Raw genomic sequence first — 26,214 nt, 5'->3', positions numbered from 1 at the left:
GTCACAGTTGCTCAGTCGTCAGAATCAGTGATATTCTCGAGAATCTCGACGTCGCCGACCTGCCCCTCCTGCTGGTACTCACAGCGGTAGGTCGCCATCTCGGGTGTTGCCTCGAACCTGAGCGTCTCGGTTTCCCCCTTCTCTTCGTTGCCGTCGGTCGCGTAGTCACGGACGCCCTCGCGGTCGGCGTCCCAGAAGGCGAAATTGTGGTGAACGCCGTCCATGTTCTCCCAGGTCAGTTCGTACTCCCGACCTTCGACAAGGACGAGCGTCGGGTTCTCGACGCGGTCGATGACGTCGGGTTCGACGCCGACCCAACCGCCGACCCAGCCGTCGAAACGGATCGACTCGACCTCGTGCCAGGCATCCGGATCGGTCTCTTCCTCGAGCGACTCTGCGGCGTCGACGACGGGCTCGGGTTCGTCCTCGTCGTCGTCCTCGAGACAGCCAACGAGAGCGATGGTCGCGAGCGTGGCACCGCCAGCCAGGAGCGTTCGCCTGTCGATCCTGCTCGAGTGCATCGCCGCTTGTTACGGCTGACAGCCCCAAAAGCAGTGGGTCAACTGGACCGAACGCTCTCGGCTACTGACCGATCTCACTTAGCAATGAGGGCCGTGACCAGCTCCGAGACGGCCTCGAGTTCGTCCCGATTGATGCCGTGGCCCATCCCCTCGTAGATGCGCGTGGTGACGTCGGCATCGAGGGACTCGAGGATGGTGGCGGTCTCGTGAACGCGTTCTTCGGGAATGTGGGGGTCGACGTCGCTACAGCCGAGGAAGACGGGGGTGTCCTCGAGCCGGCCGTCGACGTCGAGATAGTCGGCTTTGTCGATCGATTCGCCGATGAGCCCGCCGCTCAGGGCCGCCAATCCGCCGTATCGCCGGGGGATTCGCGAGACGAACTCGCTGGCGAGACAACCGCCTTGCGAGAAGCCGACCAGCAGGACGCGGTCGGTCGGGATACCGGCCTCGGTCGCCGTTTCGATGGCGTCTGCAATGGCACGCAGGCCTGAGGTTCGACCGGGCTCGTTCGTCTCGACGGGGGCGAGAAACGAGTTCGGATACCAGGTGTGTCGGTTCGCCTGCGGTGCGAGCAGGGCGACACCCTCGCGGTGGATCTCGTTTCCCAGTCCGAGGATGCCCCGGGCGGTTGCTCCACGGCCGTGGACGAGTACGACTGCAGCCTCGGCCGTCTCGAGCGGCGTTCCGGCGGCCTCGAGCGGCTGACTCTGGTGAGGGCCGTCGACGGCGTCGATGTCGACTCCGCTCATCGAACTGGCTCCGTGGGCATCACTTGAGACCACCGACCCCTGCACTGGCGTCGGGGAGGTCGTGTTCGACGACCTCGAGGCCGAGTTCCTCGATGGCACCTCGGAGGTGCTCGTCTTTGGCGTACTCAGCGCCGTCGGCTTCCCGGAGTTCCTGGGCTTTCGCCAGGACCTCACCGCGGCGGTCGTTGGGGATCTCGTATTTGTCCGTCGAGAGTTCGATCACCAGCCCGTTGTTGTCCCGGGTGTAGATCGAGTGGAAGATCCCACGGTCGAAGACGTTGTAGTGGTGGCCAGCGTCCTCGAGCGCTCGCATGGTCCTTTCGTACTCCTCCGGAGCGACGCTGAAACAGAGGTGGTGGACGGCGCCGACGCCGCCACGCTGGCCCTTCGCGGAGGGTCGATCGCCGACGAAAAAGGTGAGGATGCGCCCGTCGCCAGTGTCGAAAAAGAGATGTGTCTGGGAGGGATCGTCGAGGTTCGGTTGGCGCAACACGAGGGGCATCCCGAGGAGGTCGCGGTAGAACGCGATCGTCTCCTCGGCATTGCTCCCCCAGATAGTGATGTGGTCGGTTCCGGTCGTGTGGACGGGGCTGTCGGGCAGGTCGGGGGTGACTGGAAGGGTATCGTCTGACATTGTGGTGGGTCGTCGGCTGTGGTGTTCGGTCGTCGCAGCTTATTCGGCGACGTGCTCGCCAAAGACGCGTGCCGCGTCGGCGGGAACGTCGAAGTCGTGGTAGTACTCGCCTTTCTCGCTCGAGAGGATGTTCAACGCAGCAGCGGCCCCGTCACCGACGGCGATGGCGGCTTGCCACTCTTCAGGGCGAACCATCGCACCCGTCGCGTAGACGCCGTCGACGCTGGTTTCCATGTCGACATCGACGTCGACGAGGCCCTCGTCGGTGAACGCACACTCGAGGTCGGCCGCGAGGTCGCGGTTGGCGCCGGTCGCGAGGATCACGTAGTCGGCCTCGTACGTGCCGTCGTCGGTCTCGACGACGAATCCGTCGCCGTCGCCCTCGACACTCGTTACTTCCTCGCCCTGTCGGCGGTCCGTGCCGAAGTCGTCGACCTGCTGACGGGCGGTCGCCATGAACTCGCTGCCGCCAACAGAGCCAATTCCGAGGTAGTTGAACAGGTGTGCTTTGTGCATCCAGGTCTCGTCCGTATCGAAGACCGTCGTCTCGAGGCCGTTTTTCTGTGCGAAGAGGGCTGCGCTCAGTCCGGCAGGACCGCCGCCGACGACGATCACAGTTGCATCCATCTCGGTCTCGTCTTCAGTCGTACTCATTGTGGTTTCACTTTGTTACTGCAACGGTATGAATGCGCCAGCTACCCTGATGCAACCACGTAACACTAGAGTTATCGGCTGTGCGAGGGAGTCGTTCGCCTCTCGGCGGTGTCACCGCCAAACACGAGTGACAGCCATGGTCAATCTTGTGGCTGGCATCTGCAGGCTCAACGGCTTCACTTGGATAGCCTGTACCCCGCGTTCATAGGACAGAAGCGGAATTCGGGCACGGTCGACGCCGACGCGACGCCGGTTCCGACAGTGTCCGACACTCGTGGTCCGGTGACAGTCTTTCGAGGGCCATCGCTGACCCCAGTCCAACGGAGCCATCCATGAAAACCAGCCTCGAGGTAGAGTACTGGGTCGTCGACGACGACGGCGACCTGGTTGCCCCCGACACACTGCTCGACGTCTCCGATCAGGTCGATCCGGAGTTCGTCGAGCCGATGCTCGAGTTGAAAACGACCCCGTGTGCGACGACAGCCGAACTCCGTACGGAGTTTCGAGCGCTGCTCGCAGACGTCGTTGACGCGGCCCGCGAGGCGGACAAGCAACTTGTCCCTCTGGCGACGCCGCTGCATGCTTCCGCCGCCGATCTCCCTTTCCGGGAGAAATGCGGTACCGACCTCCAGCGTCGAATCGTGGGGCCGCCGTTCGACGATGCCAGGTTCTGTGCCGGAACCCATCTTCACTTCGAACAGTCGAACGTTCCCGACCAGCTCAATGCGCTAACGGCGATCGATCCCGCCTTCGCACTCGTCACCAGCTCTTCACACTACCGCGGTGAGCCCATCCACGCGTGTGCTCGACCGTACCTCTATCGGCGTTCGTGTTACGGCGCTTGTCCCGAACAGGGCCAGCTCTGGTCTTACGTCGACAGCGTCGACGAGTGGGAGGCCCGCCTCGAGTCAGCCTACGAGGGGTTCCGGGAACGCGCGCTCGAGCGCGGTGTCGATTCTGACGTCTTCGACGACGAGTTTGCCCCCTACGACGCCGTCTGGACGCCGGTCCGGCTCCGCGAGGCCATGCCGACCGTCGAGTGGCGCTCACCCGATACGGCGATGCCGAGCCAGGTGCTCCAGCTCGCCGAGGAAGTCTATTCGGTCGTCGAGCGAGCGGACACCCGGGGCACCGTCGTCGAGACGTCTTCGCTCGCGGCTGACGGCGGCAGGCGACGCGTTGGCCGAGAGCAAGGCGATACCGTCAGGCTTCCTTCGTTCGATATCGTCGAGGCGGTCACCGACGCCGCGATCCGTGACGGGCTCGCGGATCCCGACGTTCGGCGTTACCTCCGTCGCATCGGACTCACGCCGTCGGCCTATCAGCCGCTTGCGCGTCGCCATCCCGACACACGGCTCACGAAACGACAGGCCCGAAACCACCGACTCCAAGCCGCCTCGAGACTCGAACTCGAGGTCGAGCGACATCGGGCACGGGCCTGAGCCGGTGTCTCCTGCAGCCACAGTTGACCGTCCCGTTCGGCTCCGCCGGGACTCGGGACGGGCTCGACCAACACTTATCACCTGATAGACTGAACTTCGACAGTGAACGATGAGCCGCGACCCGTCCGACGCCGGCCTCTCGTCGACTCGAGACGCGCGATGGACGACGACCGGCCGGAACCGACTTTCGGACGAGCTTCGAGGGGCTGGGCTCATGCTGGGGCTGGTGCTCATCGCCGTGGCGCTTTCGGTTTATGCGTCCGGCGGCTACGGCTTCCTGACAGCCACAGCGGTGGGCATCCTCGGCGTCGCCGTCCTCGCGCTCTCGGTTCCCGGCCACGCGTTCCGCGAGTCCGAGCGCGAACTGGCGGTCGTCAACGCCGGCGACGAACAACTTCGTACACAGCTTCGAGTTGCACCGCAAAACGGCGGCACGGACCGTGTCGTCTACGACCTCGACCTCGCCCCCGGTGAGCGGACCGTGGTGGCCTCGCCGTTCGAGCGTAGCGAGCCGTACGAACTCACGGTGCCCACCACCGGCGGGGTCGCCCGCGCCGAATTCGTGCCCCCAGTCCCGACCGAGACAGATGCCGACGCGCCGGTCGCGACGCTCGAGGTCACTTCGGAGTCGATCCGCTGTACCCAATCTGGTTCTGGCGAGCAGGCGATGCGATCGGTGTAGACCTCTGGCCTGGGTGTTCGAACGATCGACTCCCTCCTCCACCGACCTCCTCACACGATCGTATTCATGCCGGCTGGCGGTCTCGCCTGTAGACCCTACTCAGGTAGGTAGCATGTCAATACGGATCTGGATTGTGAGTAGTTCTATGGCAAGTGAGTACGATTTCGAGTGGACCATCACCGTCTGTACGAACTGCGGACGGCTATATGGCGCTCGGACGCGCTCTGACGGCCCCCCGCATCCGTTCGGGACGAACGCCGACTGTCCGTGCGAGCAGCCGGCATTTCGCGAGTACGACTGGTAAGACGGCACACCGATTGCGCTCGAGGCCGTGTCGCCCGTCGGTCACCGGTGGTACTCGTGACCGGTTTCTGGTTTCGTTCGGGTGGCGATCTTTCGATATTTGTCACTTCTTTGGAATTCTCCTGATAGTTAACCAGTCGCCACGACCCCCTCCAATAGAGGGACTTACAATGGCAACGAAGCGCCAACCGTCTGAACAGACGATCGAATCGTCGTTACTCGGCCGTACTGTCGCGTTTAACTACTCCGAAACCTGGGTGGCCTACTCCATCGTTGGACTCCGGCTCGTGATGGCCTGGGTCTTCCTCCAGGCTGGCCTCGAAAAGTGGGCCGACGGGGGCTGGGGCGACCCACTCGCGTGGTCTTCGGCGGGCTTCCTGAACAACGCCGTCGCCGAGGCGAACCCGCTTTACGGGCTATTTCTCTGGTTTGGCGACTACGCGGCGCTCATCGATCCACTCGTCATCTTCGGACAGGTCCTCATCGGGCTGGCGTTGCTCTTCGGCGTGTTCTTCCGTTTCGCCGCGATGATGGGCGCGGTTCAGATGGCTTTCTTCTGGACTGCGGCCTGGCAGGCCGGACTGAGCCAGGGCTTCCCGGTCGAAAACGGCTACCTCATCGACAGCTCGTTCGTCTATATGCTGTTGCTGTTCGGCCTCGCCGCCTGGGGTGCCGGCCGACTCGCCGGTATCGACGGTATCCTCGAGCAGTCCGACGTCGTTCGATCGAACCCCTGGCTGCGGTACTTACTCGGCTAACCCGGCTCCGCCATCGATCCGTCGTCGGACGTCATGGGTGATGGGGGCTCGGGTTCGACACGTGTGACTGCCTCCATCGTGGGACCGCCGGTCTTTTTGTCGGTTCGAGAGTCTTCCGCCATCGAGAGGGCGATGTACCGGCCGAGGACTCGAGGTCCCACCTCTCGGTAGGCTCGAGCTCCGAAGCAGTTCAGTGGGCTCGAGTCAGCCACCGTCCAGCACCCGAGTCGCCAGTCCCCGTCTGATCACCCTGTGTGAGCAAGTTCCACCCGAAGCAGGGGGGTTGCGCTCGTCGACTGCCTGACGTCGGTTTCCGGCCCAGTGGACGACAGCCCCGTTCCCTGACCGGTCGCTCGCCCCGAGACCGCGCACGACCGACTTCTTCGACTCGAGCCACCAGCGCGTTACGCCAGTAGTCTCTCGACTCCCCGATGCGCCCGAACGTGACTGAGGGGGTCCGCTCGAGCGCCACCGTGGCGTTCCCAACCGGCTGGAGTTTCGACTGTCGTTATATGTACACCACGAGAGAACCGGAATGCGAGGCAGCGACACGGTAGTTTGGCAACGACAGACCGCTGCCCCGCTACGTTGTTCACCACCCTCTATGGTTTGAACGTGATGGCCGAATTCTCGGGTTGACTCGTCTCAATTCCGCGTTGAGTGCCTGTTCAGATCTGGAAACGAGGCCTGGAAACCGCGCGGAGTCCGCGGCTCAGGCGTCGACCACGCTCGTCGGTCGAGTTCGTCCCGACCGATCTCCCCCAGGAGCTTCTCGAGGGACTTCACGCAGACCACCTCCGAACCGCCAAAGCGGTGTGCGGTTGTTCGCCGACAATGAAAATGTCATGACGGCAAAGGGGCGCGTTAAGCTCCTGAACGGGCACCGAATTTTCAGGATGGAACGCGGGTCGGAATTCGTCGGATTTCTGCTGCTGTGGCTTCTCTACCGTGCCATCTGCGAGAACCACTAAACCGACCGTTTCGGGACGGGCACGATGGGATTCGAACCCACGACCGTCGGATTAGAAGTCCGACGCTCTATCCAGACTGAGCTACGTGCCCTCGAGCACACATCACCGACGAATCGACATAAGCAGTGCGGATCTCACCCCGCTCAGCCGTGAAACCGGTACAGCGAGGTCACGACTGGCAACCGATTCGCCATCCAGATCGCCACCGGAAGCCCGATAATCGTGATCGCGAATAGGGCCGCGAGATTCGCCCAGAGGAAACTCAGCCACCAGCCCACGAGTACGAAGTAGATCGCCCGGATCAGCAGCGAGCGCTGGCCACGCCCGTATTCTGGAGCGGCGAGCGACCGGGGTTCCTGCAGTGTTAGCGCCGTCGGCACGAGATTCACCAGCTTGATCCCGACCGGCGCGAGGACCACCGTCACGTTCAACGCCCACGCGATATTGACGAGAATGGGCGTCACCCACCAGCCGATCAGGAGGAACCAGAGCGCACGCACGAACAGGGACCGCTGTGTCATACTCAAGTAGAGGCACCGAGCCTGAGATACGGCTTTCGCCCTCGCTCGAGCGCCCCATCCCGCCGGGCTACGCGCCTCTACAGGTCCATAAAGCGCAGGAAGAGCCCGGCCGCCACCAGCACGACTCCGATCGTCGCCCCGACCAGCGGCGGTAGGATGGGAATCGGGAGTACGATCAGTAGGACGCCGACCAGGAGCACCTTCGTGGACAGTCGCATGGTCGGTCGTCCACGCCGAGGCTCAAAGTCCCGGGGGGTGTCCGGCTCGGTTGGGTCGAGCTGAGACTGCCGGACAGAACGAGTGTGAGAAGTGGTCGCTCCCTTCCGGCGAATGCGCTTTCAGTCCCCTCTGTCTGATGGTATAAACCGTGTCAGTCGATCAGTTTCTCGAGGCGAGGCACAGTCCTTAAGCGCTCGTCGCCGTTATCCGGGGGTAATGCACGTCATCGGAACGGTGGGGTTGCCCGGCAGCGGCAAGGGCGAAGCCGCCACCGTCGCACGCGAGGAGGGAATTCCGGTGGTGACGATGGGCGACGTCGTCCGCCAGGAGACGGCCGATCGGGGGCTCGACCCGACGAAGGATCACGGGAGCGTCGCACAGGCACTGCGCGACGAACACGGCCCGGCGGCGATCGCCGAGCGCTCGCTCCCGATGATCGAAGACCGCCTCGAGAATCACGATGCGGTCGTGGTCGACGGCTTGCGATCCGCCGTCGAACTCGACGCCTTCGAAAAGCGTTTCGGTGAAGACTTCACGCTGGTAAGCATCGAAGCGCCGTTCGAGGTACGCGCCAAGCGGATCGACGCCCGCGGCAGAGACGCCGATGCCAACGACGGCGGTGAGGACCTCACCACGCGCGACGAACGCGAGCGTGGCTTTGGAATGGACGACGCGATGGCTCGTGCGGACGTCGTCGTCGAGAACACGGATACGCTCGAGGCGTTCCACGACCGGATTCGAGCGATCATCCGCGAGGGGACCCGGGCGTGTGAGGAAGCCGACGCGCTCGAGCGTGACGACGAACCCACGGAGGCACGCCAGCCATGACCGACGTCTATCGGGTCGACGTCGAGATCACCGCACCCGTCTTCGACACCGAGGTAACGAGCCGGGTCGCCGACGCGATTACGAGCATCTTCCCGAACGCCGATCTCGAGGAGAGCTTCGGCGAAATCCGGGGGGAGGCCCACTCGCTCGAGCACTTTTCCGAGTTGCTCCACCGACAGGAAATCCTCGATACGGCACGCGGGGAGTTCTTCTCGAATCGCGAGGGAGACGTCTTTTCGTTTGCGCTGAAAAAGCAGGCGGCCTTCGAGGGGCGAGTCAATTTCTCGGTCGGCGAACCGGACGAACTCGGCGAGATCGCCGTCCGGGTTCGTGTCGACGAGCCGACGCTCGAGGCGTACGTCGATCAGGTCGCGCCGCCGACGAAGGACGGGTGGCCGGTCGAGGGGTGACCGACCCGGGTCTTCTCAGACCATGTTTTTGTAGATTTGAACCGACCCATCCGAGTCGATTGTTAGGGCGAAACCAAGCCCAGGACCGATCAAGTCAATAGTCGTCTCGACGTATTGGCTGTCTGACAGGTCGTTATCGCTTGTTTCTACCCCGATCGAGTTGTTCTCACGGATTATTTCGCTGATGTCAGTTCGTGACTCGTTTAGGTCGAGCAGATCCGACGGGACATCAGTATCTGTCAGTTCGTCGAACCCGTCGTACAGATCGACGCCGACCAGAAACCAAGCGCCCGGCCAATCTTCTCCGTCGCGTTCGATGGTTACCGATATTGAATCTCTTTCGTCGGCTGGTACCCTCATCACTTCATTTACGGGCCGTTCATCGCGATCCAGATCGTGGAGAACGATCGCAACTTCGTGATCGTCGTCTCGGGTATTTCTGATCGAAATTGGAAAGTCGTATTCAGTTTGTTCTTCAGTCTCTGTAGAGCAACCGGCGAGCACAGCTGCAAGGACCGAACCAGTAGCGAGAAGTGTTCTCCGACGGCAACTCTCAGCGTCCATATTGTGTTTAGACAAATACATTATTTATAATTTTATCTTGAATTCTCACTCTATATTAGTGCTCTTCTTCCAGATACTGAATGGCATTTTCTTCAGTACAATCAGAGAGAGTAGCTTCCTCGCCCCGTCTCGGTCGACGACCGCGTGACCGCGGCGTGTGAGGTCTCCGAGAAACTGGGAGACCCGAGATACCGGATCGACACGATCGTCGAAGACGGCGAGGGGACGGTCGTGCTCGACGGTGACGCGGTGGTACTGGTCGACGCGTTGCCGGTCGAAGCGGACGACTGATCTGCGGTGAAAACGGGTGAGAACGAAGCGGACGTGCCTCCTCAGAACGGTCCCATGCCACCCATACCGCCACCGCCGCCTTGCTGTTCCATCTGTTTCATCATGCGCTGCATCTCCTGTTCGGAGCCCATATTCTGGAACTGCTTGATGGTCCGTTCCATCATCTTATACTGCTGGAGGAGTTCGCGGACGTCGTCCTCGCTGGTGCCCGAGCCGCGGGCGATGCGTTCGACCTGGTTCGCGCCGACGGCCTTTGGGTACTCCTTTTCGGCGTCGGTCATCGAGTCCATGATGACCTGAAACCGTCGCATCCGATCCTGCGTGACGTCCATCGCGTCGTCGGGCAACTGGTCTTTGATGCCGCCGCCGAAGCCGGGGATCATATCGAGTACCTGATCGAGCGGCCCCATGTTGTTCATCGCCTCCATCTGCTTTTGCATGTCGTTCAGGGTGAAATTGCCCTGCAACATGTCCTCGGGGTCCCAGTCCTCTTCTTCGATCTCCGTCTGCTCCATCGCGCGCTCGACGCGTTCGGCGAGCTGGCCGAGGTCGCCCATCCCGAGCAGGCGGGAGATGAAACCGTTGGGCTCGAAGCGTTCGACGTCCTGGACCTCTTCACCGGTTCCGAGGAAGGCGATCGACGAGTCCGTCTGATCGACTGCGGTCAGTGCACCGCCACCTTTCGCCGTCCCGTCTAACTTCGTGATGACGACGCCGTCGATGCCGATCGACTCGTCGAACTGGCTCGCCTGTTCTTTTGCCCCCTGGCCGATCGCCGCGTCCAACACGAGCAACGAGGTGTCGGGCTCGACGACGCCTTCGATCTGTTCGATCTCGTCGATGAGGTCGTCCTCGAGCGCGTGGCGACCCGCCGTGTCCACGATGTGGACGTCTGCTTCGCTCGTCTCCTCTAAGCCCGTCCGGGCGATCTCGACGGGGTCGTCGTTGTCGGGGTTGCCGTAGAAGTCGACTTCCGCGCGCGAACACATCTGTTTGGCCTGGTCGTACGCACCCGGCCGGAAGGTGTCGGTCTGGATCACGGCGGGGCGAAGCCCTTTCGTCGAGAACCACCAGGCCATCTTCGCGGCGGAGGTGGTCTTTCCCGACCCCTGCAATCCGGCGAGCAGGATCGTCTGCTCTTCGAGGGGCAGTTCCGTCGACTCCCCGATGAGTCCCACGAGTTCCTCGTAGACGATTCGGAGAACGAAGTCACGTGCCGGCGTGCCGGCTGGCGGCTCCTCCTCGAGTGCGCGTTCTTTGATGCTGTCCGATAGCTCCATCACGAGCGAGACGTCGACGTCGGCGGAGAGCAGCGACCGCTGAATCTCCTTGACGATCTCCTCGACGTCCTCCTCGCTGATTCGTGATTTCCCACGGAGTGTATCGAGGGTGCCCCGCAGAGAACTCCCGAGATCGTCGAGTACCATTTGCTCGATGTACGTGGCGACGGCGTTAAAGGCTTTTTCTACAACCGACAGGTCGCCACTCGAGGCTCGTCGTCGGTGGGCGTTGCACAGTGGACTCGTCGGTGGTCGTCGTACAGTCGACCCGCTGGCCCGATCTCGATCGGCTCAGCACCCACCGAGCCAGTACGTGCCGGTCGTTCGTGATCGACGATGAGTTTCGAGGATCGGACCACAAACGTTAGCATGACACCTCTTGTCTAGGCTGCGTATGTGCGGGGATGGGGTGAGCGACGTGTCGACACGTCACTGTAACTGGGACGGCGAGCTCCCGAGCGTCGCCGTCGTTCGGGCCATCGCCGACCTCGAGGGCGTCGACCCGCTCGACCTACCGACGACACACGTCGGCCGACTGATCGAGCACGTACACCCAGACGCACTCGACGTGCTGGTCACCGAAACTGACGAGGTTGTGGTTTCGTTTTCGGTGAATGGGTACCACGTGGAGATCGACGACGCCGAACTCACGGTTATCGAACGCTGACTCCTTCCGGCAGTCGTCATCGGTACAGCCTGCGTCGGTGCGTATTTCCCCCGTCGCCGACAACTCACGGCCATGAGCTCCGACGAAGTCCTCGATCTCGAGGAAGCCGACGTCGATCCGACTGCCTACGACGAACTGACGGACGCCGACGTCCGCCTTCGGGTCAACGAGCACGGTCTCCACATCGCCGACGACCTCGAGACGGGCGTCTCGAGCCAGGGCCAGGACCCCGAAGAGGCGATCGAACACCTCGCACAGGCAGTCGACGCCTACCTCGAGGCAACGGACGACGACCCCGGCGACGACTGGCTCTGAACGGCGGTTACTCGATTGGTACGATTCGATCCTCGAGAGCCAGCCCTGCGGCGACTTCGGGGCTAAGTCCAGCGACGGCGTCGCGGAAGTTCGTCCGGTAGCTGCCCGGCCCCTCGTACTCGAGGTCGGCCGCGTGCTCGCCGGCGATGCCGAACGCCAGCGTGGCATAAAGGGCGGCCACGTGAGTGTCCTCGAGCGCACCGCAGAAGGCGCCGATCGTTCCGCCGAGCATACAGCCGGTACCGACGACTGCACCGAGCATCTCGTGGCCGGCAGAAATCCGGACGACGCCATCGGTGTCCGCAACGACGTCTTCGACGCCCGAGGCGACGACGGTCGCGCCGGTGGAGTCTGCGAGTACGCGGGCTGCGTCTTCGATCTCGTCGTACTCGCCGACGGACTCGACGCCTTTGACCTCGGCTTCGACGCCCGCGAGAGCGCTGACCTCGCCGTAGTTGCCCTTTACGACGGCGAACTCGAGTTCGGAGAGCAGCCGTTCGGCGACCGACTCGCGCGTTGGCGTCGATCCGACCCCGACGGGATCGAGGACGACTGGAATCCCGCGGTCGTTAGCGGTTCGTCCGGCCTCGACCATCGCTTCGACGCGCTGGTCAGGAACCTGGCCGATGTTGAGCACGAGTGCACTCGCGAGTTCGGCCATCTCGCCAGCGTCGCCGGGCGTGTCGGCCATCACCGGCAGCGCGTTCCAGTGGAGGACGACGTTTGCAACGTCGTTGATCGTCACTGTGTTGGTCAACGACTGGACGAGCGGCTCGGCGTCGGCGAGTCGCTCGAGCGACGCCGCGAGGTCGGCACCGGTTACGTCGGCTGTCGATGGCGCTGTCATCGTCGGCTCCGTTCGTTGGCCTGGCGTTTCGTCCTTTCGACGCTCGAGGCGAGCGCGTCGGTCGCTGCCGCTGGGTCGTCGGCCGCCGTGATCTCGGAGATGACGGCGACGCCGACTGCGCCCGCTTCGATGACCGATCCCGCGTTCTCGGCGGTCACGCCACCGATGCCGACGATAGGGATCGAGACGGCTTCGGCGATCTCCGCGACGCGGTCTGGGCCGACGTCGTCTTCGGGTTCCGGAACGTCCTTCGAGGTCGTCCCGTAGATGCTTCCGACGCCGAGGTAGTTCGCGCCGTCGGCCTCGGCGGCTTCGGCTTCGGCGACCGTCGACGCCGAACAGCCGATGACCGCCTCGGGACCGAGGAGCTCACGAGCCACCGACACCGGCAGGTCAGACTGGCCTACGTGGACGCCGTCGGCGTCGATGGCCGTCGCGACGTCGACCCGGTCGTTGACGATCAGATCGACGTCGGCCGCAGCAGTCACCTCGCGCACCTCGAGTCCGAGGTCGTACCGCCAGCGCGTGTCTGTCCCCTTCTCGCGCAACTGGACGACGTCGACGCCACCTGTGACTGCCGCCTCGACGACCTCGAGCGTCGACCGGCCGTCCGACAGCGACTCCTGTGTGACGAGATACGTCCCGTAGTTCGACGGTTCCATGGCGGATACGGCGGGGGTGAGCCACAAAGCGGCTTCGGTCAGCCCTGGATGGTGTCTTCGCCGACCCCCAACAGTGATTGGAATTCGGGGTCGTCCCGGACCGTCGGAAAGGGGATGATCGGTGCCGGCTCGTCGCCCTTCTCACCGAGTCGCCGCCGCCACCAGGCGACGTCGTGCCAGTCGCCGTCGGTGTATCCCATCGCGGGGAACTCGACCAGCCGCTCGAAGTCGAGTCGTTCGTGGAACCGGACGGTGGCGGGGTTTGGCAGCGTCGTCACTGCGTAAGCGTCACGGACGCCCTGGCGCTCGAGGATTGCGAACAGCGACTCATACAGCGTCCGCCCCACGCCGAGTCCGCGGGCCGCTTCGGCCACGTACACCGAGAGTTCGACGACCCACTGGTAGGCCTGCCGTTTGCGGAGCTTGCCTGCGTACGCGTAGCCGATCACCGTCCCGTCGCGCGCTGCGACCAGCCACGGGTAGGTCTCGAGCGTCGACGCGATCCGAGCCGCCATCTCGTCGATACTCGGCGGCGTCTCCTCGAAGGTGACTGCCGACGATTCGCAAAACGGTGCATAGATCTCGCAAACGGCGGCCGCATCCGACCGCGTCGCGACGCGAACACTGATCTCCGACTCCTCGTCCATGGTTCGCCAGACAGTTCGAGGCCGACGAAATAAGTGCGCTGGATCGCGCAATCGACCTCGAGACGTCCCTACTGGCCGGTGGTGTGGATGACACGCAGTGTGACCAGCGTTCGATACAGCGTTGGCTGGCCAGGACTCAGTGGCGTAGAATCGAGAGAACGCAACTCCCCGTCGTAGCTATACCTTGTGACCAGAGGCACTTAAGTGAACGCTGGGAACCGACCGTTGCGATCGGTTCTCGATCGGCCGCTCGAACGATCGGTCAGCGAACGGCGAGAGATACGGCTCGCACTGTCGAACTCGAGTACGCGTAGAACGACGATCTCCCGTCATAGCTCTACCTTGTGACCAGAAGCACTTAAATGAAGAACGGTCACCGCCGTCCGATGGTACCGAATCGCCGACACCGACCTGGGGCTACTCCTCGGCGAGCAGTCGGTCGACCATCTCGTCGGGGTCGAACGGCTCGATATCGTCGTAGCCCTGGCCGACGCCGAGGAATAGGATCGGCTTACCGGTTACGTGGGCGACCGAGATCGCGGCACCGCCGTTGGAGTCGGCGTCCGCCTTCGTGAGGATTGCGCCGTCGATTTCGGCGGCCTCGTTGAACTCGCGGGCGCGGTTGACGGCGTCTTGGCCCGCGACGGCTTCGTCGACGAACAGCGTCAGGTCGGGGCCGACCACGCGGTCGATCTTTTCGAGTTGGTCCATCAGGCCCTCGTCGGTATGCAGGCGACCGGCAGTGTCGCCCAGCACGATATCGATGTCGTTGGCCTGGGCGTACTCGACGCCGTCGTAGAGGACAGCAGCGGGGTCACCGCCCTGTTCGTGGCTGATGAGCTTCGTCTCTAAGGCGTCGGCGTGCTCCTGAATCTGCTCGTTCGCGCCAGCCCGGTAGGTGTCGCCGTTGGCCATCACCGTCGAGTAGCCACGCTCCTCGAAGTACCGACTGAGCTTGGCGATCGACGTGGTCTTGCCGACGCCGTTGACGCCGGTGAAGACGATGGTGACGGGTTTGTCCTCGACAGCGATGCGCTCGTCGAAGTCGAACTGCCCGACGCTGATCACGTCGTAGATCGCATCGCGCAGCGCCTCCTCAACGACCTCGCCGGTCGAGGTCGTGAACGTCCGCGTCTCACCGACCAACTCGTCACGGATGTTGTCGAGGATTTCCTGGGCAACGCCCATCTCGACGTCGCTCGAGAGCAACGCGAGCTCGAGTTCGTGCAGTGGTCCCTCGAGGTCCTCTTCTTCGATGACGAACTTTCCGCGTACGAGCGACCGAGCCTTGGCACCGAAACCAGTCGAGTTGTTCTCGGACGTCGTTTCGTCAGTCTCGGTTTCGCCAGCTTCGGCGTCAGCCTCGTCGTCCTCGACGGCAGCCTCGGCTTCGGCGTCGACTTCGGAGTGCGACTTGGCCTCCTCTTGCAGTTCGGACCCGTCAGCGGACTCGTCCGACTGCTCGTCGTTGACCGCGGGTTCGACGTCTGCACCGGTGGCCTCGGTAGGCGAGTCAGGTTCGGCCCCTCCGGCGTCGGCGTCCGGCTCGCCGTCCGCGTCGGACTCGAGCTCCGCATCGACTGCACCGGTTTCTTCGTCCTCGAGTTCCTCGAGTTCGTCCTCGTCGACGTCTTCGACGTTCTCTTCGGCCGCCTCTTCGGCGTCCTTGCGGAAGCTCCCGAGTTTTTTCTTCAGGTTGTCGAACATGGTACGACCGGCTTACTCGTCGGGTTGTCCCTGGCCTTGCATTCCCTGAAGCTGCTGTTGCATCGCTTGCTGTTGGATCTGCTGGGCCTGTTGCTCGAGTTGCTCCTGTTCGGTCTGGAGCTCCGAAATCTCCCCGTTGAGATCGCTGATCTGCTCGTCTAGGTTCTCCTTCTTGCTCTCGAGGGCGGAGACAGCGTCGCCTTCCTCGAGTTCGGCGGCGTAGTCGCCGCCGAGGTCGACGATTACTTCGTCGATGTCCTCGACCGTCGCCCGAAGGTACGCTCCGCCGCCGATCGGCACCTGGACGGTCGAGTCCGTCTCGAGGGAATCGAGGGCGTCGACCGCTTCGTCGACGCTCGATTTCTCTTCCTGGGTGGCCTCGACTTCGGCCTGGAGCGTTTGGACCTGCTGTTCGATCTCCTGGAGTTCCTGGGACAGCTGCTGAAGTTGTTGTTGACTCATTAGTGAGTACCCTCGTCGAGTTTGATTTGCGTGAGCCCGTGCTGGCTCCCGAGTCGGGAGTAGGCGTGTTCACGGGCGACGTCCGCAGTGTCCGCGTCGATGGCCGGCTCGAACGCCGCGTATCCGTCACGCGAGTTGAACCGACCGGTAACCGTGAACTGGCTCATGTCCCCCACTCCGGCAGGCAGTCGGAAGAATCTTCCCTTCCACGATCCGGTCACCTGCCCCGGAATCGGCGTTTCGGGCGGCCGATTCTGGGGCGAATTCCCGTACCGATATACCAGCACAATCACGATTCACGCGGCGGATGCGCCGGAACCGGCGTCCAGTAGCCCGGACGGGACGCCAGCCGATCGTTGCCACCACGGTACGCAGGGAGGGCGAACGGTTTTGTTCGCGGCGACAAAGACTCCGCGTATGGCAGAGATCGACGCAGGCGAGGTACTCCCGAACGACCGAATGGAACAGCAGGCCCTCGAGGGCGAGGTGACTCAGATCCACCGCGGCCACCAGTACGCAGACGAGGGCGATACGTTCACTATCGGCGACGAGACCTTCGAGGTCGTCGACGTCACCCATCGTACGCTCGGCGACCTGACTGACGAGGACGCTCGAGCCGAAGGCGTCGACGACCTCGAGGGCTACCGGCAGCTGCTCGACCGCGCCCACCCAAACTTCGAGTGGGACGACGGGAGTGAGGTCGTCCGCCACCGGTTCGAACGACGGTAGCGGCGCTCGCGCTCGGGCGTGAGTTGACGGTTCGAAGAGAGAAAGCGGGTGTGTTGACGATCAGTCGAGGTATCCAAGCGCATCCTCGATGCGGCCGAGCTCAGGCCCGGTCGTGTCCTCGCCGACGACGTAGCCCCCCTCGTTGGCGAGCAGCCCCGAGCCCACGAGTGGTGCGCCGTAGTTGATCGTCCCGACGTCGGCTCGGACGTCGAGCACTTCCTCGAGGTGGTCGAGTTCCGCGTCGGTCGCCTTCGGGTGACAGAGGACGCCGCTGTTGGTTGCGACGGCGGCGGTCCCGACCGTACGGACGCCCGCGAGGTCGCCGCGTTCGACGGGGACCTCGAGTGCCTCTTTGACGAGCTGGATCGTCTCTCGGGGCAGGTCCGGGTGGACGTACGCCCCGTAGTCGTTCGCGAGGACGACGTTGCCCGCGGCGTTGATGTTCCCCGGTAGCTCCGTGACGGGGACGTCGAGTTCGTCCTCGAGGCGCTCGCGTTCGTACCCGAGGACCCGCGAGCTGACGAGCAGGCCGTTCTCGTTACCGGTCGCTAACGCGCCGACCGTCGATGAGCCACCGACGGTCGTCGGGACGGCAGGCACCTCGAGTTCCGCTTTCAGGTCGGCGACGAGGTCGTCGTCGACGTCGGGGCGGACGAGTACGCACGAGTCGGTCGCGCAGGCGAAGACGCCGACGTACGCCGACCCGGCGAAGGCGAGACGCAGCAAGTTTACTCGGCGACCTCGGCCTCGACGACGGCCTCACCCTCTTCGTCGAAGCGTGCAGCGCGTACGCGAAGCTTTCGCGGCGGGTTGGACTTGCCGCGAGCCCAGACGGCTTCGTTGATCGAGGGGTCGAGTCGAATCGCGTCTTCGTCGACCGCGAAGTGTTTCGCGAGGTGTTCGCGGACGAGTCGCATTGCCAGATCCGCGGCCTCGTGGTTCGCTCCCTTCTTGACGTCGCGCAGCGGAACCGTCACGACGCGTTCGTCGAAATCGCTTGCACTCATGATTACTCGTCAGTGTCGCTGCGCCGCCAGTTGCGTCGCTTCGGGTTCCGCGTCGTCTCCATGTCGGTTCGGAGCATGACCCACGTCGGAACGCGGCTGTTCTGCTTCTCGAGTTTGGCAAGACGCTTCTTCTTGCCCTTCGATTTCTTACCCATAGTGGCCGAACGTAGCCCGCGGTGGCTTAAAATCTTGTCCATCTGGGCGACAGCGCCTCGAGCCCCTACATTCCGGTTTTCACGCCCCATAGCGACCGATTCTGACGTGACCAACGTCGGACGCTCACCGCCGGCGCTCGACGCCGTCTGTGAGCGGTAGCGATTGGGACGACACCATCACTCGAGTGAAACCGACTCGACTGTCGAGTAGATCGGGCCCGCGTCGGTGAGCGTACTCTCGGTGAGCCGAATCGCGTCGACTGTCGCCTCACCGATGGTCGGATCGCGCTCGGTGACGAGTTCCTGGACGTGCTCTTTGCCGCCAGCGTGTTCCATCCGCGCGAGCGTGACGTGGGGGGTAAACTCGTGATCTTCGGCTTCGAATCCCATCGCCGTCGCTCGTGTCTCGATCGCTTCGTGCAGTCGTGTGAGTTCATCGGACCCCTCCTCGACGCCGAGCCAGACGACACTGATGTACTCGAGACTCGGGAAGACGCCGAGTCCACCGTAACGGACCGTGAACGGGTCGATGTTGGCGTCGTCGACGGCGGCTGCCAGTTCGTCTTCGAGGGCGGGAACGCGCTCGGCGGCGACCTCACCGAGGAACTTCAGCGTGAGGTGTGCCTGCTCGGGATCGGTGAAGTTGAGTCCACCGGTGCCCGCGAACTCGTCCTGGAGGTCGGCGATCGGCACCGCGAGGTCGTCGGGAAGGTCCACGCTGACGAACAGGCGCATACAAGGGAGTCGGACGGGCAACCCCTTCAAACGCATCGGTCGCGATGGGCCGTGATCGTCGTCCCGCCGGTCGGACCGGTTCCCGGTCTGGAGCCGGTCCGCGGGTGTGTCGACACTGACGGACGACGGTCGATTCAGGCGTCGTGCGGGTGGAACCGCTTGACGGCGCTGCTGACGGCTTCCTCACGGCCGATGAACGTGATGCGGTCGCCCGCCTCGAGGGCCATCTCCGCGTCGGGGACGTAGGTTTCGCCTTCGCGAGCGACGACGGCGACGATACAGCCGTCGGGAATCTCGGCGCTGAGTTCGCGAATCGTCGCGCCGTCTAGCTCTTCGGCGGTGACGACGATCTCCTGAGCGTCGTGGCCCTCGCCGAGTTCGTTCATCCAGTGGGCCAGTGCCGGCCGTTCGATCTCGTTGTCGATCGACCAGGCGGTCGCGCTAGCGACGTCGATCGCTTGCACGCCGACGGCGTCGAACGCGCTGACGTTTCCGGGAGTGTTGACCCGAGCAACGACGTTCTCGACGTCGAAGGTGGTGCGGGCGAGCTGGGAGACCAGCAGGTTGACGTCGTCGTCGGCGGTCGTCGCGACGACGAGTTTCGCATCCTCGATTCCAGCGGCCCGGAGGGTCTCGGCGGCGGTTCCGTCTCCCTCGTGGGCGGAAAAGCCGTCTTCGCGAAGGGCCGTGACCGTATTGGGGTCGCGGTCGATCAAGTGAACGTTCTCGCCGCGTTTCTCCAGCCGTGTGGCGAGCGCCCGGCCGACCCGGCCGCCGCCGACGATGATGCTTTTCATGGGTACGACGTGTAGACGTTCTGCGATTTGTCTGGCTAACCCGGCCTGCAAGACGACGGTAATGAAGATGACCAGAAAGACCGTTCCGGCGAGCGTCCGGGCGGCTTCGAACTGGCCTGCTGCCTCGAGTTCGATGGCGAACAGCGTCGCCACCGATGCGGGGATGATCCCGCGAGGGCCGACCAGCGAGAGGAAGTATTTCTCGTTTCGGCTGAACCGCCAGTGGGTCGTCGAGATGGCGACGAGGATCGGGCGGACGACCAGCGTGACCGCGACGACGACGGCGACGCCGCCGATTCCGAGGCCGAGCAGCGCGTCGAAATCGATCAACGCTGCGAGCGAGATGAAGACGAACGAGAGCACCACGAGGGTGAGGTCGCGGTTGAAGCTGAGGATCTCCTCACGGTGGGGAAGCTCGAGGTTACCGAGGACGACGCCAGCGGCCGCAGCGGCGGCGACGCCGGTTTCGGGAAAGATCGATTCGGCGAGGCCGAACGAAACGAGCGCGCCGGTGAGCGTCACGAGCCGCGCGACCTGCGTGGCGTCACCCGCCGGCAGGCCGACGTCGACGAGCAGGTACCGGACGGCGATCGCGACGACGATGCCCACCCCGATGCCAGCGACGAGCCGCTGGAGGAACGCGACCGGAATCTCGGCCGGTGCTCCGCCGACGACGAACGCCTCGAAGATGACGATCGCCAGCACCGCGGCGCTCACGTCGTTGAAGATGCCTTCGGCCTCGAGCGTCGTTGCGACGTGGTCACGGACCGTCACGACCTCGAGCAGTGGTGTAATCACCGTGGGCCCGGTCGCGATCAACAACGCGCCGATCAGGGCGGCGACGTCCCAGCCCGTCCCGAGGAAGACGCGGACGGCGAGCGTCGTGCCGAAAAACGCCAGTGCAGCCCCGACCGTTGTCATCCGGAACACTGCTCGAGGCGCTTCCCGGAGCTTCTCGCGGCGGAGGTGGAACGCGCCATCGAAGATGATGATCGCGACGCTGAGGCCGACGACGGTCGATAGCCCGTCCCCAAAGGTTTCGATCGAGACGAACCCGAGTCCTTCGGGACCGACTCCCACTCCGATGACGATCAGAAAGAGAACGCTCGGCACCCGGAGTCGCTTGGCGAGCACCTGTGCGCCGACGCCGAGTGCGAGGATGCCGACGACGACGGGGAGTACGTTCTCCACGACAGCAACTCACACGTTCTCGGTGATAAATTTCGTTCCAGACAGGTTAGGGGGAAGTGGTGTTCTCTCGGTAGGTCGGTCGGTGTCACCCCGTCTCGTCGGACGCCGAATCCGCTCGTTGACGTCGGCCAGGCTACTCGAGAGTTCATGCTGCCGGGTCCGACAGTCTGCGTCGGATCGATCGCTCGATTCGGTGCTGTTTTGTCCGACTCTCGGTAGCGTGGCCGTCGCCCGAGGATTCGTCTCTGACGTCGTATCTCGAGGGGAAACCCGCTTGAACCTCGGGGACTAGGTTCAGCTATGAAACAGCGACGAGCGCACCTCGAGATCATGGGGATGTCGTGTTCGACGTGCTCGGGATCGGTCGAGGACGCAGTGGCTGCACTCGAGGGGGTCGAGGAGGCGAGTGCGAACTTCGCGACGGACGAGGGAACCGTCGCGTACGATCCGGCCGAGGTCTCGCTCGCGGATATCTACGACGCGATCGAGGACGCCGGCTTCGAGGCCGCTGCCGAGACGAGAACGATCACCGTCCTGGGCATGTCGTGTGCGACCTGTTCGACGGCGGTGGGCGATGCTCTCGAGGATCGGTCGGGAGTGATTCGGGCGGACGTGAACTTCGCGTCGGACGAGGCCCGCGTCACGTACAATCCAGCCGACGTCTCACTCGCCGAACTCCACGCAGCGATCGAGGGGGCAGGATTCGAGCCCGTCAGTGAGGAGACGGAGGGAGACGAGAGTCAGCGCGAACGCGCCGTCGAGAAAGAACTGCGACGCCAGCGTCGGCTGTTGATCGGTGGCGGCCTGCTCACATTGCCGTTCGTCCCGATGATGTTCGAGATGCTGTTCGAACTCGCGGGTGTCGCGTCGCCGATCCCGATGGCCATCGCCCACCCGCCGGGCTGGCTCGAGTTCGTCCTCGCGACGATCCTGATGGCCACGCTCGGCAAGGAGTTCATCCAGGGGGCCTACCGCGCGTTCTCACACGATCGGCGGGCGAACATGGACACGCTCGTTGCGGTCGGCACGAGTGCGGGATACGTCTACAGCGTGGCCGTCCTCGGCGGGGTGCTCGTCGGCGGGCTCTACTTCGAGGCCGTCGCGTTCATCCTCTGGTTCATCACGCTCGGCAACTGGCTTGAGGTGCGCTCGAAGGCTCGCGCGGGCAACGCGCTTCGCCAGCTACTCGAGATGGAGGCCGACGAGGCCACGGTCGTCCGCGACGGGGAGGAACTGCAGGTGCCACTCGAGGCGGTCGAACCCGGCGACGTACTGAAGATCCGTCCCGGCGAGAAGATCCCGACCGACGGCGTCGTCCGCGAGGGCCAGAGCGCGGTCGACGAGTCGATGCTGACCGGCGAGTCGGTCCCGGTCGAGAAAGGAGAAGGCGACGAAGTCGTCGGCGCGACGATCAACGAGAACGGCGTCTTGCTCGTCGAGGCGACGAAAGTGGGCTCGGAGACGGCGATCCAGCAGATCGTCGAGCGCGTCAAGGAAGCCCAGTCGCGCCAGCCCGAGATCCAGCGGCTCGTCGATACCGTGAGTGCGTACTTCGTCCCCGCGGTGATCGTCAACGCCGTCTTCTGGGCAACGGTCTGGCTGCTCGCACCGGAACTGCTGTTCGGCGTCTCCTCGTGGCTCGGTTCCTGGATTCCCGTCCTCGAGCCCGTCGGCGGCGGCCCCGTCGACGCGGCACCCGGCGGCGTCCCCGTCCTCGAGTTCGCTGTCGTCGTGCTCGCCTCGGCGCTGTTGATCGCCTGTCCCTGCGCGCTAGGGCTTGCGACGCCCGCAGCGACGATGGTCGGCTCGACGCTCTCGGCGACCAACGGCGTTCTCTTCAAAGGCGGCGACGTCCTCGAGCAGGTTCGGGGCATCGATACGATCGTCTTCGACAAGACGGGAACGCTGACCCATGGCGAGATGGTGCTGACGGACGTCGAACTCGTCGGCGAGCGAGCGGCCACAGACGGCGGGACCGACGCCACGCCCGACGGTGGCGTCCTCGAGCCCCCCTCCTCGGGTGAGGACGCCCTCGAGTCGTTCGTCCTCGGTGCGGCGGCGTCGGCCGAGTCCGGCTCCGAACACCCCATCGCCCGCGCCATCGTCGAGGGTGCCGACGACCGCGGCGTCGAGATCGGCGGCGTCAGCGAGTTCGAGAACGTCCCTGGTCAGGGCGTCCGTGCGAAGACCGACCGCGGTACGGTCCTGATCGGCCGCCGCAAGTTGCTCGAGGATTCGGGGATCGACACCGGGCCCGCCGAAGGGCCTCTGACCCGCCTCGAGCGCGAGGGGAAGACGGCGATGCCGGTCGCGATCGACGGCGAGTTACAGGGTGTGCTCGCGGTGGCCGACGAGGTCCGCGAAAGCGCCAGAGAGACCGCCGCGGCCCTCCTCGAGCGAGGTTCCGAGGTCGTGATGCTTACCGGCGACAACGAGCGTACGGCGAGAGCGGTCGCCGAGCAGGTCGGGATCGACCCCGACAACGTCCGCGCGGAGGTACTGCCGGAGGACAAGGCCGATCACGTCGAGGAGCTTCAGGCCGGCGGGGCACGCGTTATGATGGTCGGCGACGGGGTCAACGACGCTCCGGCGCTCACGACGGCACAGGTCGGCGTCGCGATCGGCTCGGGTACCGACGTCGCCATCGAGAGTGCGGACGTCACGCTGATGCGCGACGATCCGGCAGACGTACTCAAGGCCGTCCGCATCTCCGAGGCGACCATCTCGAAGGTTCGCCAGAACCTCTTCTGGGCGTTTATCTACAACACGACGCTCATTCCGATCGCCTCGCTCGGCCTCCTCAACCCTGCGCTTGCGGGATTGGCGATGGCCACCTCGAGCGTGAGCGTGATGACCAACAGCCTCGCGTTCGCGAAGTACGACCCACACGAAGACTACCAGCTTGCGGTGACGAAGCCGCTCTCGTGGTTCCGTCGGTAGCGGCCATCATCCTCGACTCGTCCGGCGACGTGATCTCCACTTCGACCACCGACCGCCGAACGAGCTACGGCGTCGGCGGTTCCTCGGCTATTCCCTCGAGGCGGTCGGCGAACAGCATCTCGAGCAGTTCGGGAGTGACGTAGGCCTCGACGAACGCGGCGAGGACGAGCAGGAGCCAGGCGAAGAGCACGAGCGCGGCCGTCCGTGTGACGTACGGTTTCGTGAAGAATGCGTCTCGAGCGCCCGAGAGCCGTTCGCCGAATCGGTAGATGATCCGAAAGCCGACACCGGCGGCGATGAACAGCGCAGGCAGCTCGAAGATGCCGTGGGGTGCCAGCCCGACGACGATGTAGTCGACGCCGATGAGGCTGCCAACGGCAGCGCTGACGTTGCCGACGATAATTCCGTTGAAGATCATGATGATCGCCGTGACCAGGCCGAGCGAGAGCGCCCCGAGGATCGACAGCACGAACGGTTGGGTGTTGTTCGTGATGAAAAACGTCGCCGTGAGCTCGAACTCTTCGTCCTCGAGTTCGGGGAACAGTTCCTCTTCGAGCAGGTCGGCGATCAGCTCGAGTAAGTTGACGCCGGCGAGCAAAAGCAGTATGCCTAGGAGGGTCCCGAACGCGAAGAGGCCGACGGCGAACCAGGTGTATCGGCGGTGCTCGGCCCAGCCAGCGGAGAGAACGCCGAGGATCGTCGACTCGCTCGCGCGGGCGATCACGACCAGGGCGCCAAAGCCGAGCCCGAGTGCCATCACACCGGCGACGGGAGCGGGGTCGTCGTGGGTCGCGTAGGTGAACGCACCTGTGCCAATTGACACCACTGCTAGCGCAATCAGGAGGGCGGTCCAGTTGCGGTCGGCGTTCGGCGCAGGGCCGGGACCCGTTCCGAACGGATCACGGCCGGGGTCCGGATCTCGGTCAGGGCTCGAGTCGTCGGGACGGTCGTCGTCCGACGCCGGTTCGTCGGTCGCAAGGTCGACTTTGATCCGTCGGTTGCCGGTTGATTCGTGCTCACGCGATGGATCGTGTGGTTCATCCTCGACGGGCCGTTGGTCCGGCCCGAACTCGAAGCCCCCTTCGGCGTCGTCGGAGCCGTCACGGTCGCCCGGCGGTCTGGAGCCGTCGTCGTCCGTGCGGTCTCCGTCGTCGGCGCCGTTCATACCCCTCAGTTAGACGATGTGGGGGATAAATCCGCCGACTACGATCGTGATTCGAGCCGTTGTGGGCCTCGATTCAGTTTGTGCCGCTGGTATCCGCCCGAACCGACTCGACGATACGGCCGACTAGTCGGCCGCATCTTCGGTTCCGATCACGCCCGCTGGCGAACAGTAACTCCTCGGATGCCGGTCCAGACCGCTACGAACGATTAAGTAGTTTGGTGTGTTATACCGTAGTATGGATGCTGTAAACAACACCCGATATGCTGGGGGTCGACCCGACACGACCTCGAGTGACTCGTGGTTGGACGGTGAGCGCCGATGAACACGATCACGTACTCTGCGCTGGCTGCCGCGTGTCTCGCACTAACGGTGTTGACGTTCGTCGTTCTCGGCGGTGCTGGATCGTACATGCTCGTCCTGTTTGGCGGGCTGTTAACGTTCGTCTTTGCTGCCTTCGCCTACGAGAGCCGTTATCCCGTGGACCCAATCGAACCGTCGACGTGACGGCGACCCGTCACGAACTGCCATGTCGTGAGACGCCTCGACGCCCACACTCGCCAGGTTCTCTACCGCTGCTACCACCGACTGGCACGGGTGAACTACGATCGTGAGCTGGTCTCGAGGCGAAATCGAACGCCCGCCGGGAGCGTTCGCTGTTACGAACCGCTCAACCGCCACGCGACTGACGCGATGCTCGAGGAGCTTTCGACCTGCTGTAGTCCGGCCGCGGTGGTCTACGACGTCGGTGCACACGTCGGTATCTACGCGCTCACGCTTGCCAGTGGAAACCCTCGACGTCGCGTCGTGGCGTTCGAGCCCTCGTCGACCGTCGTCGATCGCCTCCGGACGAACGTCGGACTGAACGGGCTCGAGCGGCGGATCGACGTCCGACCCTGCGCGCTCGGAGACGATGACGGCGAGCGTTCCTTCTACCGGTCGACGAACCCCGAGCTTTCGGGCTTCGATCGGGAAGCGGCGACGCGTTGGGGAGCCAGCGTCGCCGAGGTAGGTTCGGTTCCAGTGCACTGCCTCGACTCGCTCGTCGGCGACCACGAGAGTCAAGCGGGAGCCGACGGCGGCCGACTTCCGGCCCCGGACGTCCTGAAGATCGACGTCGAGGGGGCCGCCCCATCGGTGCTTCGCGGCGCTCGGGCGACCCTCGAGCGCCACCGGCCCAGACTGTTCATCGAGATCCACGACGTCGGCCTCACAGGCGACGTTCCAGGCGAAACGAAGGGGTTGCTCGAGACGTGTGACTACGACGTGCTCGAGCGAGCGGATTACTGGCGGTGTGATCCGACGTGAGCCCCGACGTCGGGGTCGGCGCGTTGCTGGCCAGCCGACCGGAATCGACAGTATAA

The 26,214-nt window shown here is 64.1% G+C and carries 32 protein-coding genes and 1 tRNA gene; 12 read left to right on the top strand and 21 right to left on the bottom strand.

Annotated elements, in window-relative coordinates:
• Window positions 1-11: 11 nt before the first annotated feature.
• The 4 genes from AArc1_RS18140 to AArc1_RS18125 form a co-directional block, all read right to left on the bottom strand.
• Window positions 12-521, bottom strand: a complete 510-nt coding sequence (locus tag AArc1_RS18140; protein WP_117365665.1) for a hypothetical protein — start codon at window positions 519-521, stop codon at window positions 12-14.
• Window positions 522-595: 74 nt separating this feature from the next.
• Window positions 596-1,270, bottom strand: a complete 675-nt coding sequence (locus AArc1_RS18135; RefSeq protein WP_117365664.1) for an alpha/beta hydrolase — start codon at window positions 1,268-1,270, stop codon at window positions 596-598.
• A gap of 19 nt (window positions 1,271-1,289) precedes the next feature.
• Window positions 1,290-1,904 carry a VOC family protein gene (locus AArc1_RS18130; RefSeq protein ID WP_117365663.1) on the bottom strand — a complete coding sequence of 205 codons (615 nt, stop codon included), beginning with the start codon at window positions 1,902-1,904 and terminating at the stop codon, window positions 1,290-1,292.
• A gap of 39 nt (window positions 1,905-1,943) precedes the next feature.
• The gene (locus AArc1_RS18125; protein WP_117365662.1) at window positions 1,944-2,558 is read right to left on the bottom strand and encodes an NAD(P)/FAD-dependent oxidoreductase; all 615 of its coding nucleotides are present in this window, start codon (window positions 2,556-2,558) and stop codon (window positions 1,944-1,946) included.
• A 332-nt stretch (window positions 2,559-2,890) separates the two neighbouring features.
• Between AArc1_RS18125 and AArc1_RS18120 the strand changes: the two genes are divergently transcribed.
• From AArc1_RS18120 to AArc1_RS18110, 3 genes are all read left to right on the top strand, one after another.
• Window positions 2,891-4,000, top strand: a complete 1,110-nt coding sequence (locus AArc1_RS18120; RefSeq protein ID WP_117365661.1) for a glutamate--cysteine ligase family protein — start codon at window positions 2,891-2,893, stop codon at window positions 3,998-4,000.
• 109 nt (window positions 4,001-4,109) lie between these two features.
• On the top strand, window positions 4,110-4,682 hold the full coding sequence (locus AArc1_RS18115; protein WP_117365660.1) for a hypothetical protein: 573 nt from the start codon (window positions 4,110-4,112) through the stop codon (window positions 4,680-4,682).
• 473 nt (window positions 4,683-5,155) lie between these two features.
• Window positions 5,156-5,743: a DoxX family protein gene (locus AArc1_RS18110; RefSeq protein ID WP_117365659.1), complete on the top strand. Its 588-nt coding sequence runs from the start codon at window positions 5,156-5,158 to the stop codon at window positions 5,741-5,743.
• Window positions 5,744-6,730: 987 nt separating this feature from the next.
• Here the strand turns inward: AArc1_RS18110 and AArc1_RS18105 are convergent.
• From AArc1_RS18105 to AArc1_RS19205, 3 genes are all read right to left on the bottom strand, one after another.
• Window positions 6,731-6,805: transfer RNA gene (locus AArc1_RS18105), tRNA-Arg, on the bottom strand.
• Window positions 6,806-6,857: 52 nt separating this feature from the next.
• Window positions 6,858-7,235 carry a YccF domain-containing protein gene (locus tag AArc1_RS18100; RefSeq protein WP_117365658.1) on the bottom strand — a complete coding sequence of 126 codons (378 nt, stop codon included), beginning with the start codon at window positions 7,233-7,235 and terminating at the stop codon, window positions 6,858-6,860.
• Between the two features lie 77 nt (window positions 7,236-7,312).
• Entirely contained in the window at window positions 7,313-7,453 is a 141-nt protein-coding gene (locus AArc1_RS19205; protein WP_186336628.1) for a hypothetical protein, read from the bottom strand.
• Window positions 7,454-7,670: 217 nt separating this feature from the next.
• Here AArc1_RS19205 and AArc1_RS18095 point away from each other — a divergent pair, with 217 nt between their 5' ends.
• Together AArc1_RS18095 and AArc1_RS18090 are read left to right on the top strand one after the other, a co-directional pair.
• The gene (locus tag AArc1_RS18095) at window positions 7,671-8,282 is read left to right on the top strand and encodes an AAA family ATPase (protein WP_117365657.1); all 612 of its coding nucleotides are present in this window, start codon (window positions 7,671-7,673) and stop codon (window positions 8,280-8,282) included.
• Window positions 8,279-8,692: an RNA-binding domain-containing protein gene (locus AArc1_RS18090; protein WP_117365656.1), complete on the top strand. Its 414-nt coding sequence runs from the start codon at window positions 8,279-8,281 to the stop codon at window positions 8,690-8,692. The genes AArc1_RS18095 and AArc1_RS18090 overlap by 4 nt, the downstream gene beginning before the upstream one ends.
• Before the next feature lie 15 nt (window positions 8,693-8,707).
• Here the strand turns inward: AArc1_RS18090 and AArc1_RS18600 are convergent, their stop codons facing one another.
• Window positions 8,708-9,256 carry a hypothetical protein gene (locus tag AArc1_RS18600; RefSeq protein ID WP_133412379.1) on the bottom strand — a complete coding sequence of 183 codons (549 nt, stop codon included), beginning with the start codon at window positions 9,254-9,256 and terminating at the stop codon, window positions 8,708-8,710.
• A 144-nt stretch (window positions 9,257-9,400) separates the two neighbouring features.
• Between AArc1_RS18600 and AArc1_RS18080 the strand changes: the two genes are divergently transcribed.
• The gene (locus tag AArc1_RS18080; protein ID WP_186336627.1) at window positions 9,401-9,547 is read left to right on the top strand and encodes a hotdog family protein; all 147 of its coding nucleotides are present in this window, start codon (window positions 9,401-9,403) and stop codon (window positions 9,545-9,547) included.
• Window positions 9,548-9,588: 41 nt separating this feature from the next.
• Here the strand turns inward: AArc1_RS18080 and AArc1_RS18075 are convergent, their stop codons facing one another.
• On the bottom strand, window positions 9,589-10,974 hold the full coding sequence (locus AArc1_RS18075; RefSeq protein WP_117365654.1) for a signal recognition particle protein Srp54: 1,386 nt from the start codon (window positions 10,972-10,974) through the stop codon (window positions 9,589-9,591).
• A 271-nt stretch (window positions 10,975-11,245) separates the two neighbouring features.
• Between AArc1_RS18075 and AArc1_RS18070 the strand changes: the two genes are divergently transcribed.
• The gene (locus AArc1_RS18070) at window positions 11,246-11,494 is read left to right on the top strand and encodes a HalOD1 output domain-containing protein (RefSeq protein WP_228442362.1); all 249 of its coding nucleotides are present in this window, start codon (window positions 11,246-11,248) and stop codon (window positions 11,492-11,494) included.
• Window positions 11,495-11,566: 72 nt separating this feature from the next.
• On the top strand, window positions 11,567-11,809 hold the full coding sequence (locus tag AArc1_RS18065) for a type II toxin-antitoxin system HicB family antitoxin (protein ID WP_117365652.1): 243 nt from the start codon (window positions 11,567-11,569) through the stop codon (window positions 11,807-11,809).
• A 7-nt stretch (window positions 11,810-11,816) separates the two neighbouring features.
• Here the strand turns inward: AArc1_RS18065 and thiM are convergent, their stop codons facing one another.
• The 6 genes from thiM to rpl18a all read right to left on the bottom strand — a co-directional run bounded on the left by thiM (window position 11,817) and on the right by rpl18a (window position 16,301).
• Window positions 11,817-12,656 carry a hydroxyethylthiazole kinase gene (thiM, locus tag AArc1_RS18060; protein WP_117365651.1) on the bottom strand — a complete coding sequence of 280 codons (840 nt, stop codon included), beginning with the start codon at window positions 12,654-12,656 and terminating at the stop codon, window positions 11,817-11,819.
• Window positions 12,653-13,318, bottom strand: coding sequence for a thiamine phosphate synthase (gene thiE, locus AArc1_RS18055; protein ID WP_117365650.1), 666 nt, complete (start codon window positions 13,316-13,318; stop codon window positions 12,653-12,655). Before thiE ends, thiM begins: the two co-directional genes overlap by 4 nt.
• Before the next feature lie 38 nt (window positions 13,319-13,356).
• Window positions 13,357-13,965 carry a GNAT family N-acetyltransferase gene (locus tag AArc1_RS18050; protein WP_117365649.1) on the bottom strand — a complete coding sequence of 203 codons (609 nt, stop codon included), beginning with the start codon at window positions 13,963-13,965 and terminating at the stop codon, window positions 13,357-13,359.
• 417 nt (window positions 13,966-14,382) lie between these two features.
• A complete protein-coding gene (gene ftsY, locus AArc1_RS18045) occupies window positions 14,383-15,672 on the bottom strand; it encodes a signal recognition particle-docking protein FtsY (protein ID WP_117365648.1) in 1,290 nt (429 codons plus the stop codon).
• A 12-nt stretch (window positions 15,673-15,684) separates the two neighbouring features.
• Window positions 15,685-16,134 carry a prefoldin subunit alpha gene (gene pfdA / locus AArc1_RS18040; protein WP_117365647.1) on the bottom strand — a complete coding sequence of 150 codons (450 nt, stop codon included), beginning with the start codon at window positions 16,132-16,134 and terminating at the stop codon, window positions 15,685-15,687.
• Window positions 16,134-16,301, bottom strand: coding sequence for a 50S ribosomal protein L18Ae (rpl18a, locus tag AArc1_RS18035; protein WP_117365646.1), 168 nt, complete (start codon window positions 16,299-16,301; stop codon window positions 16,134-16,136). Before rpl18a ends, pfdA begins: the two co-directional genes overlap by 1 nt.
• Before the next feature lie 250 nt (window positions 16,302-16,551).
• Between rpl18a and AArc1_RS18030 the strand changes: the two genes are divergently transcribed.
• Window positions 16,552-16,863, top strand: a complete 312-nt coding sequence (locus AArc1_RS18030) for an ASCH domain-containing protein (protein WP_117365645.1) — start codon at window positions 16,552-16,554, stop codon at window positions 16,861-16,863.
• A gap of 60 nt (window positions 16,864-16,923) precedes the next feature.
• On the opposite strand, the gene AArc1_RS18025 is transcribed toward AArc1_RS18030, so the two are convergent.
• From AArc1_RS18025 to AArc1_RS18005, 5 genes are all read right to left on the bottom strand, one after another.
• Complete coding sequence (locus tag AArc1_RS18025; protein WP_117365644.1) at window positions 16,924-17,589, bottom strand: translation initiation factor IF-6; 666 nt, start codon at window positions 17,587-17,589, stop codon at window positions 16,924-16,926.
• A 2-nt stretch (window positions 17,590-17,591) separates the two neighbouring features.
• Complete coding sequence (locus tag AArc1_RS18020) at window positions 17,592-17,870, bottom strand: 50S ribosomal protein L31e (protein WP_117365643.1); 279 nt, start codon at window positions 17,868-17,870, stop codon at window positions 17,592-17,594.
• Window positions 17,871-17,872: 2 nt separating this feature from the next.
• The gene (locus tag AArc1_RS18015; RefSeq protein ID WP_117365972.1) at window positions 17,873-18,025 is read right to left on the bottom strand and encodes a 50S ribosomal protein L39e; all 153 of its coding nucleotides are present in this window, start codon (window positions 18,023-18,025) and stop codon (window positions 17,873-17,875) included.
• A 177-nt stretch (window positions 18,026-18,202) separates the two neighbouring features.
• Window positions 18,203-18,760, bottom strand: coding sequence for an RNA 2',3'-cyclic phosphodiesterase (gene thpR / locus AArc1_RS18010; protein WP_117365642.1), 558 nt, complete (start codon window positions 18,758-18,760; stop codon window positions 18,203-18,205).
• Between the two features lie 134 nt (window positions 18,761-18,894).
• Complete coding sequence (locus tag AArc1_RS18005) at window positions 18,895-20,748, bottom strand: cation:proton antiporter domain-containing protein (protein ID WP_117365641.1); 1,854 nt, start codon at window positions 20,746-20,748, stop codon at window positions 18,895-18,897.
• Window positions 20,749-21,048: 300 nt separating this feature from the next.
• Here AArc1_RS18005 and AArc1_RS18000 point away from each other — a divergent pair, with 300 nt between their 5' ends.
• The gene (locus tag AArc1_RS18000; protein ID WP_117365640.1) at window positions 21,049-23,688 is read left to right on the top strand and encodes a heavy metal translocating P-type ATPase; all 2,640 of its coding nucleotides are present in this window, start codon (window positions 21,049-21,051) and stop codon (window positions 23,686-23,688) included.
• 64 nt (window positions 23,689-23,752) lie between these two features.
• Here AArc1_RS18000 and AArc1_RS17995 read toward each other — a convergent pair whose 3' ends face one another.
• Window positions 23,753-24,853 carry a stage II sporulation protein M gene (locus AArc1_RS17995; RefSeq protein ID WP_117365639.1) on the bottom strand — a complete coding sequence of 367 codons (1,101 nt, stop codon included), beginning with the start codon at window positions 24,851-24,853 and terminating at the stop codon, window positions 23,753-23,755.
• Window positions 24,854-25,171: 318 nt separating this feature from the next.
• On the opposite strand from AArc1_RS17995, the gene AArc1_RS17990 reads away from it, so the two are divergent.
• Window positions 25,172-25,357 (top strand): hypothetical protein, encoded by a 186-nt coding sequence (locus tag AArc1_RS17990; RefSeq protein WP_117365638.1) that lies wholly within the window; start codon window positions 25,172-25,174, stop codon window positions 25,355-25,357.
• 27 nt (window positions 25,358-25,384) lie between these two features.
• Complete coding sequence (locus tag AArc1_RS17985) at window positions 25,385-26,158, top strand: FkbM family methyltransferase (RefSeq protein ID WP_117365637.1); 774 nt, start codon at window positions 25,385-25,387, stop codon at window positions 26,156-26,158.
• The last annotated feature ends 56 nt before the right edge of the window (window positions 26,159-26,214 follow it).

The sequence above is a fragment of the Natrarchaeobaculum sulfurireducens genome (genome assembly GCF_003430825.1).
Taxonomy (GTDB): Archaea; Halobacteriota; Halobacteria; order Halobacteriales; family Natrialbaceae; genus Natrarchaeobaculum; species Natrarchaeobaculum sulfurireducens.
The sequence above is the reverse complement of the archived record's forward strand: the minus strand, read 5'-3'. Positions and strand labels throughout refer to the sequence as shown.

Bases quoted from the DNA above. Each gene is read 5' to 3' on its own strand.
- AArc1_RS18090 (WP_117365656.1), top strand. From the start codon at position 8,279: ATGACCGACGTCTATCGGGTCGACGTCGAGATCACCGCACCCGTCTTC.
- AArc1_RS18120 (WP_117365661.1), top strand. From the start codon at position 2,891: ATGAAAACCAGCCTCGAGGTAGAGTACTGGGTCGTCGACGACGACGGC.
- AArc1_RS18130 (WP_117365663.1), bottom strand. From the start codon at position 1,904: ATGTCAGACGATACCCTTCCAGTCACCCCCGACCTGCCCGACAGCCCC.
- AArc1_RS18050 (WP_117365649.1), bottom strand. From the start codon at position 13,965: ATGGACGAGGAGTCGGAGATCAGTGTTCGCGTCGCGACGCGGTCGGAT.
- AArc1_RS18075 (WP_117365654.1), bottom strand. From the start codon at position 10,974: ATGGTACTCGACGATCTCGGGAGTTCTCTGCGGGGCACCCTCGATACA.
- AArc1_RS18115 (WP_117365660.1), top strand. From the start codon at position 4,110: ATGAGCCGCGACCCGTCCGACGCCGGCCTCTCGTCGACTCGAGACGCG.
- thpR (WP_117365642.1), bottom strand. From the start codon at position 18,760: ATGCGCCTGTTCGTCAGCGTGGACCTTCCCGACGACCTCGCGGTGCCG.
- AArc1_RS18100 (WP_117365658.1), bottom strand. From the start codon at position 7,235: ATGACACAGCGGTCCCTGTTCGTGCGTGCGCTCTGGTTCCTCCTGATC.
- AArc1_RS18015 (WP_117365972.1), bottom strand. From the start codon at position 18,025: ATGGGTAAGAAATCGAAGGGCAAGAAGAAGCGTCTTGCCAAACTCGAG.
- rpl18a (WP_117365646.1), bottom strand. From the start codon at position 16,301: ATGAGCCAGTTCACGGTTACCGGTCGGTTCAACTCGCGTGACGGATAC.
- AArc1_RS17990 (WP_117365638.1), top strand. From the start codon at position 25,172: ATGAACACGATCACGTACTCTGCGCTGGCTGCCGCGTGTCTCGCACTA.
- AArc1_RS18140 (WP_117365665.1), bottom strand. From the start codon at position 521: ATGCACTCGAGCAGGATCGACAGGCGAACGCTCCTGGCTGGCGGTGCC.
- AArc1_RS18095 (WP_117365657.1), top strand. From the start codon at position 7,671: ATGCACGTCATCGGAACGGTGGGGTTGCCCGGCAGCGGCAAGGGCGAA.
- AArc1_RS18000 (WP_117365640.1), top strand. From the start codon at position 21,049: ATGAAACAGCGACGAGCGCACCTCGAGATCATGGGGATGTCGTGTTCG.
- thiM (WP_117365651.1), bottom strand. From the start codon at position 12,656: ATGACAGCGCCATCGACAGCCGACGTAACCGGTGCCGACCTCGCGGCG.
- AArc1_RS18125 (WP_117365662.1), bottom strand. From the start codon at position 2,558: ATGAGTACGACTGAAGACGAGACCGAGATGGATGCAACTGTGATCGTC.
- ftsY (WP_117365648.1), bottom strand. From the start codon at position 15,672: ATGTTCGACAACCTGAAGAAAAAACTCGGGAGCTTCCGCAAGGACGCC.
- pfdA (WP_117365647.1), bottom strand. From the start codon at position 16,134: ATGAGTCAACAACAACTTCAGCAGCTGTCCCAGGAACTCCAGGAGATC.
- thiE (WP_117365650.1), bottom strand. From the start codon at position 13,318: ATGGAACCGTCGAACTACGGGACGTATCTCGTCACACAGGAGTCGCTG.
- AArc1_RS18030 (WP_117365645.1), top strand. From the start codon at position 16,552: ATGGCAGAGATCGACGCAGGCGAGGTACTCCCGAACGACCGAATGGAA.
- AArc1_RS18600 (WP_133412379.1), bottom strand. From the start codon at position 9,256: ATGGACGCTGAGAGTTGCCGTCGGAGAACACTTCTCGCTACTGGTTCG.
- AArc1_RS18110 (WP_117365659.1), top strand. From the start codon at position 5,156: ATGGCAACGAAGCGCCAACCGTCTGAACAGACGATCGAATCGTCGTTA.
- AArc1_RS18135 (WP_117365664.1), bottom strand. From the start codon at position 1,270: ATGAGCGGAGTCGACATCGACGCCGTCGACGGCCCTCACCAGAGTCAG.
- AArc1_RS19205 (WP_186336628.1), bottom strand. From the start codon at position 7,453: ATGCGACTGTCCACGAAGGTGCTCCTGGTCGGCGTCCTACTGATCGTA.
- AArc1_RS17995 (WP_117365639.1), bottom strand. From the start codon at position 24,853: ATGAACGGCGCCGACGACGGAGACCGCACGGACGACGACGGCTCCAGA.
- AArc1_RS18020 (WP_117365643.1), bottom strand. From the start codon at position 17,870: ATGAGTGCAAGCGATTTCGACGAACGCGTCGTGACGGTTCCGCTGCGC.
- AArc1_RS18065 (WP_117365652.1), top strand. From the start codon at position 11,567: ATGAGCTCCGACGAAGTCCTCGATCTCGAGGAAGCCGACGTCGATCCG.